Source organism: Aureimonas sp. Leaf324 (assembly GCF_001423245.1).
Taxonomy (GTDB): domain Bacteria; phylum Pseudomonadota; class Alphaproteobacteria; order Rhizobiales; family Rhizobiaceae; genus Aureimonas.
Map to the genome: position 1 here is coordinate 1 of NZ_LMOH01000022.1, position 8,713 is coordinate 8,713.

Genomic DNA, 8,713 nt, shown 5'->3' on the forward strand with positions numbered 1-8,713 from the left:
TGCCAGCGACAATCAGGATGATACGATCCCAATCGCCGCGACATGATCTGTCTCATTTAGATCGTCGCCAGCGTCTCACTCAGATTGTCGCGCTATACCGGAGGCACTTGCCGCTTCCAGTACTGGTTGAGGCAGCACTAGCGGACTGCTGGAATGCTGCCCGTCCAACAATCTAGTTCTTTATGAAGCGAACGCGTTCACCTCCAGCCCTTTATTATCATCCACATTAACAGGAGACGACGTGATGCCAGGTGGACATGGAAGTTCAAAGACTATGGGTGCGGGCTCTCAGGGTAAGGGCTCTGGCACAGATGCTATGACCGAACTACAGGATGAGCTGGTTCGGAAGGAGCAGATCTTGAGCAATCGAGATAAGTCACAACACGGTGACCAACGCGGGCTCGACAGTAAGGGCGTGCAGGTCGACACCTACCAGGACACAGCAAGCAACCATCGGCCGACCGAAGGAACAGATGGGTTTCAAGCGAAGTCGTTTGCACGTTAACGCCTTCGATCCAATTGCGCGGTCATGGCTCATGCGGAGAGAAATAGCAGTACTCTCTCGGCGCCGAAGGCGCATGACCCTATTGCTTTGATTGTTCACTGACGCGATCCCGTTGATCCCGGTATCGTTCTCAGCGGACAAAATAGGGCTAGTTTGTCGTCATCGTTTAACGGCCCATCTACGATTGCGCCGAGAAAGGAAAATCAGCGTCGGAACGCATAGAGCGTCTGTGGGTATTAGGCTCGTCGCCGACGCATGAGAACCAATGACCCATTGCATGACGCCGCCCGTACCGTTCGATGAGCGAGCACGCTTGTAGGCCCTAGCCGCAACCGTCATCACCAATTCCCGCCAGACAAGGCGTTAGACACCATCGTCGACTTGGCGGCGCATCTCTTCAGCGCGCCGATTGCGCTGGTTTCGCTGGTCGATCGTGACAAGCAGATCGTCAAGGCACGGGTCGGCCTCAACATTTGCGAGACTAGCCGTAACGTCTCCTTCTGTGCGCATGCTATCGTCGAGCGCGAAGATGTGCTCGTCATCCCGGATGCCAGGAAGGACCCTCGCTTTGCGTCCAACCCGTTGGTAACAGGTTCGCCCTTCATCCGCTTCTATGCCGGAGCGCCTTTGATCGGGTTTGCGGGCCAACCTTTCGGGACGCTTTGCATTATCGATCGCAAGCCCCGGTCAGGCTTATCGGAGCACGAAAAGCTGACGCTAACCAAGCTGTCGCGAATGGCAACTCTGCAGATGAAGACCAAGGAGATCATCAACGCAGCTAGCAGTCAGCCCAAGCGCTTCGTCAACGGCCCGAAGACGCGGGCTTCGTAGGGCTTAGGCTAGCGTAAAGGGCATCAATCTCGTCAGCGCGGTAGCGGTCGCCCGACAGGGTCATGATGTAGCATTGTGCGCGGTCCGCCTCTCGCATGGTCTGCCCAGTGTACTGCAGAGCATCGCGCAAACGGCCCTCGTAGACAGGCATCTCGTCTCCCCCAATGAAGATTGTGGCGTCCTCGTCGAGATCTGGTTCCCTCATGGTCATCTCCCCCTAGCCACCACCAATCCCTTCCTGAACGATCCCCGTGCCAAGACAGCGAGCGCAGCTATCGCCGTGGACCATGCCGCTCCCAGCGCACAGGGGACAGACGTTCTCGCCTGTTCCCGGCGTGCCGGGAGCGGCGTCATCGCCCGGTTTTAGTGGGATCTTGTCGGTGTCGTTCTTCTCGGTGCCCATGGTCTGCGTATCCTTCTGCTGATGCATACTTCCAGACATTCAGCCAGCGGTCAGAAACTACCTTGATGGCTACTGGCTCGCCCGGCTCAGGGCCGGCAAAGGCCGCACTTGTGCGTTCTGATTGCTGGCCACTTCACGATGCGCGATCCCTTCCAAGATGTCTGCCATCTCCATCAGGCGAGCGTCGGTCAGACGCTGGCTGGCAAATCCTGCTTCGTGCGCAGCGAGGCGCAACTCAAGGGCTACGGTCAGGAGATCAACGGTTGCTCGGCTGGCCATGCGGTTCCCCGTTCGTGTCGGTCTTGGGAACGGGACGGCAGGCAAATCGCTCCCCGCCAAACCTGTAGGAGCGCATCAGGTTCATTGGGCGAGAACGCAGAAGTTAACGGTCCGGAAAGCTTTGGAACCCGCAGCCAATGATCCGGGAAGGATGCGACTGACCCCACGGTGGCAAGTTCGAGGCCGCTTCAATGATGACCCGCTCGACCACGATATGTGGGGCCGAGGATCGAGCGGGTCTCCGCCTTGCCCCCTTGGAGGCGCAACGCGGTCGATGAGCTGCCTAGAACAGGTCAGCCTTATTTGTGGTCTTGGTGGTTCAGATAACGAACGCGAGCGCCACTAGGGCGGCGAGAACGGCGCCGGCTAGAAGACCGATTGCGATGCCTAGCGCCAACATGTGGTCGATCCTTAATCGTCAATACCGCACACAGTATGTGGGACTGACCAATCAACAGCAAACATTCTTGCACGCTGAGTTGGGGACGAACTCGTTAGTCGCCGACGGACTGTTGTCTCATATTTTAGAAAGTATCGCTCTCTCGACGGCTTTCTCTACGCCAGCGCCATCAAGCACGCCGACCAACGTATCGACGTACTCGATCCGCCGCCCCCGCCCCATTATGGGTTGAAGCACGGTCCGCGCGACCTCGGTCCCGCGGGCCCAGATGCGTCAAGCGAGACATACATTTAGGGAAGGTCACGAACTTTTTGGAAAATCACGCCGATGGTTCGTTCGCCAACTGTAATCGACTGTGGTTCACCGGTCGCAAAATCAATGGGGAGAGAGAAGCGAACATCAATGGGTTCGTTCGCTTGAACCTGTTGGCCAGTAGCCAGCAGACCCCCACCAGGAACTTCCAGCCGCGCGGAGCCAATCAGGATGCCATTGGCCACTTGGTAACTGCCGTCGTAGATACCACCGAGCGCGTCGGTGCCTACCACAATACCATTGCCAACGTAGAAAGCTCCTTCGCCTCCCCCAAGTAGGCCGAGATACTTAGTGACGTAGAAGCCCGCCATGAATGTCCTTTTTGAGTTTTGCAGACGTTTTTTTCGTTGCAGGCAACGAAGAATCTTTGCTCTCGTGGCTGCAGCCATCATCGACGATAGCGGTATGCAATTATGGAAAGCCGCAGCGCTTGTCGTTAGGGTAATTCCGTCACTCGAAATACGATTTGTGAACTCAGAATGCGCTTCAACTGCTAATTTTTCTGCCGTCCCAAGCCAACAAGTTTTAGATATCAGCGCAATAGACGGTGATTAAATGTGATAATATAGAATATTATATATAATATGCAATATATGTCGGCGCTGGGGCGCTGTTCCTCCTGAGCGCGACTGGAGAAGAAAATATTGAATATTGTTGGCGTGTAATATTGCTGAATCTGCGTGTTCAAACTTCACACGAATGGCGCTTAAGCTCAGGCTGTCTGAATAGTTTTGATCTCGCAACGTGGCTTGGATTGGTTGGCTCTGCCCCGGGAGGCACGTTTCTGTTCGAGTTTCACGCCCTCGGTGGTCCTGTGCGGAACCTTGCGCTCGCGGGCTGCAGGACCGCGTCCATTCGTAGAATCAACCCTCAGTTATGCTTCAGTTAGTATGTCTCATCGACCAAGCGGAGGTTCGTATGCGCCTGCTGATAATTGTCCTGGTTCCAACGATTTGGCTGGCTGTAGGCGCCGCGCTGATTGTAAGCCTTAGCCCTGTGCCAATCATAGGGCCCGCTTTGACGAACGCGCTTCGTCGATATGCTAAAGCGTTGCGATGGTTTAGCTGGCCAATGCAACGTCTTCGAGCGCGATCGAACTCGGGGCACGAAATTAGAATTACAGCACTTGAGAAGCGTAACGTCGCCTTGGAAATGCAGGTAGCAGAACTGACATCCTGCATCCTTCGGTCACTAGCGATCGCTTTGGAAACGCAGCAGCATCTTGAGATTCGGGGGCGCGAAGAAGATCCGTCAGGATCTGAAGCGCCAAGAAATAGATCCTGTACTATTTCGGTGTAACATATAAATTTAGTTATACATTAGACATGATGGCATATCTTAAGAAAATCGCTCTACGCCATCGGGCGTGCATTTGCGATCACATATATGACCGATGGGGAATTCAAACGTCGTCGCCCCGTCGTCTTGCTAGCTATGCTTGCTTTCTGTGGACCGAAACATGGTGGGACTCTGCATTTGTCGGAGCTATGAAATTCAGTTGTACATTACCCATCTCGTTCAGTCTGACGTTGCGGAATGGGGCTGGATTCGGTGTCGAAGATCAACGTGGATTCGCTCGCCGTTCCGGCATTCTCGGTGGCCATCACCGACGACGGCATTCTGCGCTACGACGGCATCAACAACATCCTGTGTCAGATCTCGGGCCTGACGAAGGAGATGTTCATCGGCAAGACAGCAGCCGAGTTCATGTCCTTCGAAGGGGCTGAGGCCTGGGAGGCCAACTATCGCCGCTGCCTCGCCTCCGGTGTCATGGACGAGTACGAGGAACTGGCGGAAACACCATCGGGACTTCGCTGGTGGCGCACGATCCTGTCGCCGGTCGTCGACGAGACGGGCAAGATCGTTCAGCTTCTCGGACTGGCCGCCGATATCAACGACCGGAAGCGGGCCGAGAACGAGCTTCAGACCGCCGTTTTCGTCGACCCGGTGACGGGCATCGCGAACCGCCGCCGTTTCGAGCTCGATCTCGCCGCAGCCATGGCGCAATCGATGGATCGCAGCGTTCCGTTTACACTGATCCTCGCGGATCTCGATCGCTTCAAGGCGATCAACGATACCTATGGGCATGGGGTCGGCGACGACGTTCTGCGGCATGCTGCGAGACGCCTGCGGTCAGGGCTGCGCGAGAAGGATCGCATTGCACGGGTCGGCGGTGACGAGTTCGCCGCAATCCTGTCGTCCGCAACAGACGGGGCCGTCGCGGTGGCCCTCGATCGGATCCGCCGTCAGTTCGTCGAACCGATCGATCTCGGACAGGTTCGCGTTCCGATCGGGGTCAGCCTTGGCGCGGCACTCTGGGAGCCGGGCATGACCGGGGATGATCTGCGATCGGCTGCCGACGCTGCCATGTACGGCGCCAAGCGGGAGCGCTTCAGCTGGCTCCCCGCGCAGTTGGGTGAAGCGTAGCTGCCTCAGTTGAAGTAGCTATCCGTACTTCGGTTGCGACCCGCTCGATCACGTTAGATGAGGCTGAGGCTCAAGCGAGTCTTCGCGTCAAAGCCCTTTGGGTGAGGAACAAACCGGACGCTCACTGGCGGCTGCATTCGGAGTCGACCGGACACCGCTTGATGCTGATTTCCAGTCTTAATTGCGCCGCACGAGGTTTGCGAGTTGAAAACCGGCCTTAAGGAGAACCGCTGAGATTAGTCTGGACAGCACAGGACTTGAAAGCTTGTCTGCCGCATTACGTGCGTCCGTCAGGTGCGTCGTTACCTTCGTCAGCACAGCCTCATCGTCCGCTCTCGATTCTTCTGGTCCGTCGATTCTGCTGAGGTAGCCGGAGATATGTGTGGGGCGGCCCGCTTCGTCTTGGAAACACCGACCGGTGGAGCGCACCAGAACTGTTCCATACCTGACGCTGGTGAGGCGGTACTCGGCGCTGAACGCGTCGTTCCCCCGCAGGGTCTGGTCTACGCGTCGAGAAAGTTCCGCCTGATCGTCAGGATGAATAGCAGCGTAGAAGCGCTCTGTCGGCACCCCGTGGATTCCGGTCTCGCTTGGAATGTCGGCATAGTGACAGACATCCTGACATGCGACGACGATCTCGGTCTGAACGTTCCACGTCCACACCCCCAAGAAATCGCCAGATGCAACGGTCTGAGGCGTATTCCCGTCTTCCATCATGTCGCTCGAATGGGGCTCGTCAGTCTATGTGGTAGGACGAAATGTGTACGGTACCCGACTGTTAAAAACTCAAGTTGACGAGGTAGGGCGGTCCATGGTCGAGCAGAATGCGCGTTAATCAAATTTGGCCAACAGGTCGCAGGCTGAAACCCACTGGTTCACATGACCGCAAACGACGAACTGAACCGCGCCATTGGTGAGCAGATCAAGATTGCTCGCAAACGTCAAAACCTGACGCTTGCCAAACTCGCCGACGGTCTGGGTCTCACATACCAGCAGGTTGCCAAATATGAGACCGGTCGCAACAGCGTCAGCGCCTCTACGCTCTACCGAGTGGCTGCTATCATGGATGTCGAGCTGTCGTTTTTCTTCGACGGTTGCACTCCTATCCAGCAGGAGAACCGCGGCAGTCCGAGCTTAAACGATCAAAGCGATATCGAACTCTGGGCCGCACTTTCACGAGTGAAGGATCGCGATGTTCGCGCAAGCTTGAGCAGCCTCTTGGATGCTCTCGAGAGCCTACCAGGCTTCCACCCTAAAGGGTAGGCAGTTTGATGCGACGGAGGAGAGTTGCAGACTACTCTTGGCGCCAAATGCGGTAGCGTTTTAACTTTCCTTGCCGCTCGTTCGATTTGATTGCCAGCCGCTGCCAAATAGGGCGTAGATGCCGATCGCAACCGCTGCCAAGTTGGCAACGAGTATGCACCCAATCAGAATAGCAAGTGAACCCATAGCCTTTCCCTTCTGGTTGTCACGAATTCAATCACGAGTTATGACGTGCGTACATCACGAAAAATAGGGATTGAAAAGGACAGCAGCTGTCGCTTGGCGGTGCGATCCGCGCAACGGAGTGAACACGTGGTTTTACGCGACCAACCAGCCGTCATCGAGTTGGAAAGGTGGTTTAGCTGGTGCTGCCGGCCGGCGCGGCCGTTGAGCAAGGTGCGCCTGTTGTTGTTCTAAGTGAGCTTGCATTCGCAGCATGATCGACAGCATACGCGGAAGCTGTGCCTTGAGTTCGGCCAGTTCCGTTTCAAGTTCTGTAATTCGATCGTTCTGGGCACTAGCATCCGTCATTTCAACCTCGTCGGGTATGCATAAGAAATCGCTAAGATTGGCCAACACGCCCCTTATCAACGCCTTGGCCGTTTTCTCCCCAAGCCAAAATGCGGCATCCCACCGTCCATGACGTTATCATTCAAAGCGTAACTGGAGATTGAGCGGGTGCCGTTGAGGCGCCGTACGCCTCCGGTGAGGGCCGCCTATTGAAGTGACCGGCTTGGTAAGAGACTTGCGCGTATGGACGTCCATAAGCACAGAGCCTTCGAGCGGTTGGAGATCGTGGAGACGGGTAGTCGTCATCGCTGGAGCGATGACGAGAAGCTACGGATCGTGATGGAAAGCTAGTCGGCCCCGCGCATGGTCTCAATGACGGCGCGTTGACATGGGATCTCGCGCTCGCAGTTGGGGACGTGGTTGCGTAGCTTTCGCGCCGAGCGTCCCTCGTCTCATCCAGAGCCAGCCTTCGTGCCGGTCCTGGTCGGTCCTGAGCCTCGATCCAAACCTGTTGCCGTCACCGACGATACGGCGATCATGGTGGAGTTGCCGACGGGCGGGCGGCTGCGGATTGCGGCCTCGACACCGTCAGCGCTGGCGGCGGCGGTCCTGAAGGCGCTTCGATGATCCCTTCTCGGGCACGGGTGTGGATCGCGATGGGCCATACCGACATGCGACGGGGCATGCAGGGGCTGTCGCTTCAGGTCCAGGAGGGGCTAAAGCGCGATCCGAACGGCGGCGATCTCTTCGTCTTTCGTGGGCGCAGCGGATCGCTGGTGAAGATCCTCTGACACGACGGGGTCGGGCTGTCGCTTTATGCCAAGAGGCTGGAGCGCGGACGCTTCGTCTGGCCGTCGGCCAAGGACGGCGTCGTGGCTCTGACGCACACGGACCTGGCCTGCCTTCTCGACGGGATCGATTGGCGCAACCCGCAGAGAACCTGGCGTCCGGACGCGGTGGGATAGCTCGCAAAACCCTTTGCATTGCAGGGTCTGCGTGCCAAAATCCTCGGGTCTCGAACGGACCTGATCCCTCTCGATGCCCGATCTGCCGGACGACATTGCCGCGCTGAAGTCCGCCTTGGCGGCAGCAGAACGGCGCGCCGATCTGGCGGAAGCCGATGTAGCCCATGCCAAAGTGAAGGCGTCTGGCATCGAGGCCTTGGTTGCCCATCTGACGCTGCAGATCGAGAAGCTGAAGCGCGAGCTTTACGGCACGCGGTCCGAGCGCACGGCTCGCCTTCTCGACCAGTTGGAGATGCAGCTCGAGGACGCCGAGGCGGCGCTCACCGAGGATGAACTGGCTGCCGAGCGGGCCACCGCGAAGGTCGAGACGGTCGCGTCCTTCGAGCGCCGGCGCCGCGGTGGCCGCAAGCCGTTCCCCGAGCACCTGCCGCGCGAGCGGATCGTTGTGCCCGGTCCCTTGGCCTGCGCCTGCTGCGGCTCGGACCGACTGCGCAAGCTGGGCGAGGACGTCACCGAGACGCTGGAGGTGATCCCGCGCCGCTGGAAGGTCGTCCAGACGGTCCGGGAGAAGTTCACCTGTTGGGACTGCGAGCGGATCAGACAGGCGCCGGCACCGTTCCACCCGACGCCGCGAGGGTTCCTCGGCCCGAACCTCCTGGCGATGATCCTGTTCGATAAGTTCGGCCAACATCAGCCGCTGAACCGGCAGTCGGAGCGATATGTCATTCGGCGTGCAACTTTGACCCCGTAGCGGGGGGTATCGGCGTCCAAAATTGACCCCCATCCGATGGACCTGAAGAGTTCGCTTTTCCTTCACG

Annotated in this window: 7 protein-coding genes and 3 pseudogenes; 5 read left to right on the forward strand and 5 right to left on the reverse strand. The window is 57.7% G+C overall.

Annotated features, from left to right (window positions below; all coding sequences use genetic code 11):
* Window positions 1-868 precede the first annotated feature (868 nt).
* A pseudogene (locus tag ASF65_RS12170) lies at window positions 869-1,336 on the forward strand (GAF domain-containing protein); the annotation flags it as partial.
* Window positions 1,337-1,553: 217 nt separating this feature from the next.
* On the opposite strand, the gene ASF65_RS22095 reads toward ASF65_RS12170, so the two are convergent.
* The 3 genes from ASF65_RS22095 to ASF65_RS21450 all read right to left on the reverse strand — a co-directional run bounded on the left by ASF65_RS22095 (window position 1,554) and on the right by ASF65_RS21450 (window position 3,041).
* Entirely contained in the window at window positions 1,554-1,739 is a 186-nt protein-coding gene (locus ASF65_RS22095) for a hypothetical protein (RefSeq protein ID WP_082505516.1), read from the reverse strand.
* A 69-nt stretch (window positions 1,740-1,808) separates the two neighbouring features.
* Window positions 1,809-2,018, reverse strand: a complete 210-nt coding sequence (locus ASF65_RS12180; protein ID WP_055889518.1) for a hypothetical protein — start codon at window positions 2,016-2,018, stop codon at window positions 1,809-1,811.
* A 690-nt stretch (window positions 2,019-2,708) separates the two neighbouring features.
* Window positions 2,709-3,041, reverse strand: coding sequence for a hypothetical protein (locus ASF65_RS21450; protein WP_156369294.1), 333 nt, complete (start codon window positions 3,039-3,041; stop codon window positions 2,709-2,711).
* A gap of 1,240 nt (window positions 3,042-4,281) precedes the next feature.
* Between ASF65_RS21450 and ASF65_RS12185 the strand changes: the two genes are divergently transcribed.
* Complete coding sequence (locus ASF65_RS12185; protein ID WP_162239487.1) at window positions 4,282-5,157, forward strand: sensor domain-containing diguanylate cyclase; 876 nt, start codon at window positions 4,282-4,284, stop codon at window positions 5,155-5,157.
* 177 nt (window positions 5,158-5,334) lie between these two features.
* On the opposite strand, the gene ASF65_RS20945 is transcribed toward ASF65_RS12185, so the two are convergent.
* A complete protein-coding gene (locus ASF65_RS20945) occupies window positions 5,335-5,874 on the reverse strand; it encodes a PAS domain-containing protein (RefSeq protein WP_082505514.1) in 540 nt (179 codons plus the stop codon).
* A gap of 162 nt (window positions 5,875-6,036) precedes the next feature.
* Here ASF65_RS20945 and ASF65_RS12190 point away from each other — a divergent pair, with 162 nt between their 5' ends.
* Window positions 6,037-6,420: a helix-turn-helix transcriptional regulator gene (locus ASF65_RS12190; RefSeq protein ID WP_055889524.1), complete on the forward strand. Its 384-nt coding sequence runs from the start codon at window positions 6,037-6,039 to the stop codon at window positions 6,418-6,420.
* Window positions 6,421-6,738: 318 nt separating this feature from the next.
* Here the strand turns inward: ASF65_RS12190 and ASF65_RS21455 are convergent, their stop codons facing one another.
* Window positions 6,739-6,996: a hypothetical protein gene (locus tag ASF65_RS21455; RefSeq protein WP_210166641.1), complete on the reverse strand. Its 258-nt coding sequence runs from the start codon at window positions 6,994-6,996 to the stop codon at window positions 6,739-6,741.
* Between the two features lie 557 nt (window positions 6,997-7,553).
* Between ASF65_RS21455 and tnpB the strand changes: the two are divergent.
* Window positions 7,554-7,895, forward strand: a pseudogene (gene tnpB, locus ASF65_RS12195) (IS66 family insertion sequence element accessory protein TnpB).
* Between the two features lie 73 nt (window positions 7,896-7,968).
* Window positions 7,969-8,616: pseudogene (locus ASF65_RS12200) on the forward strand (IS66 family transposase zinc-finger binding domain-containing protein); the annotation flags it as partial.
* Between the last annotated feature and the right edge of the window lie 97 nt (window positions 8,617-8,713).

Bases quoted from the DNA above. Each gene is read 5' to 3' on its own strand.
- ASF65_RS12190 (WP_055889524.1), top strand. From the start codon at position 6,037: ATGACCGCAAACGACGAACTGAACCGCGCCATTGGTGAGCAGATCAAG.
- ASF65_RS20945 (WP_082505514.1), bottom strand. From the start codon at position 5,874: ATGATGGAAGACGGGAATACGCCTCAGACCGTTGCATCTGGCGATTTC.
- ASF65_RS12180 (WP_055889518.1), bottom strand. From the start codon at position 2,018: ATGGCCAGCCGAGCAACCGTTGATCTCCTGACCGTAGCCCTTGAGTTG.
- ASF65_RS22095 (WP_082505516.1), bottom strand. From the start codon at position 1,739: ATGGGCACCGAGAAGAACGACACCGACAAGATCCCACTAAAACCGGGC.
- ASF65_RS21450 (WP_156369294.1), bottom strand. From the start codon at position 3,041: ATGGCGGGCTTCTACGTCACTAAGTATCTCGGCCTACTTGGGGGAGGC.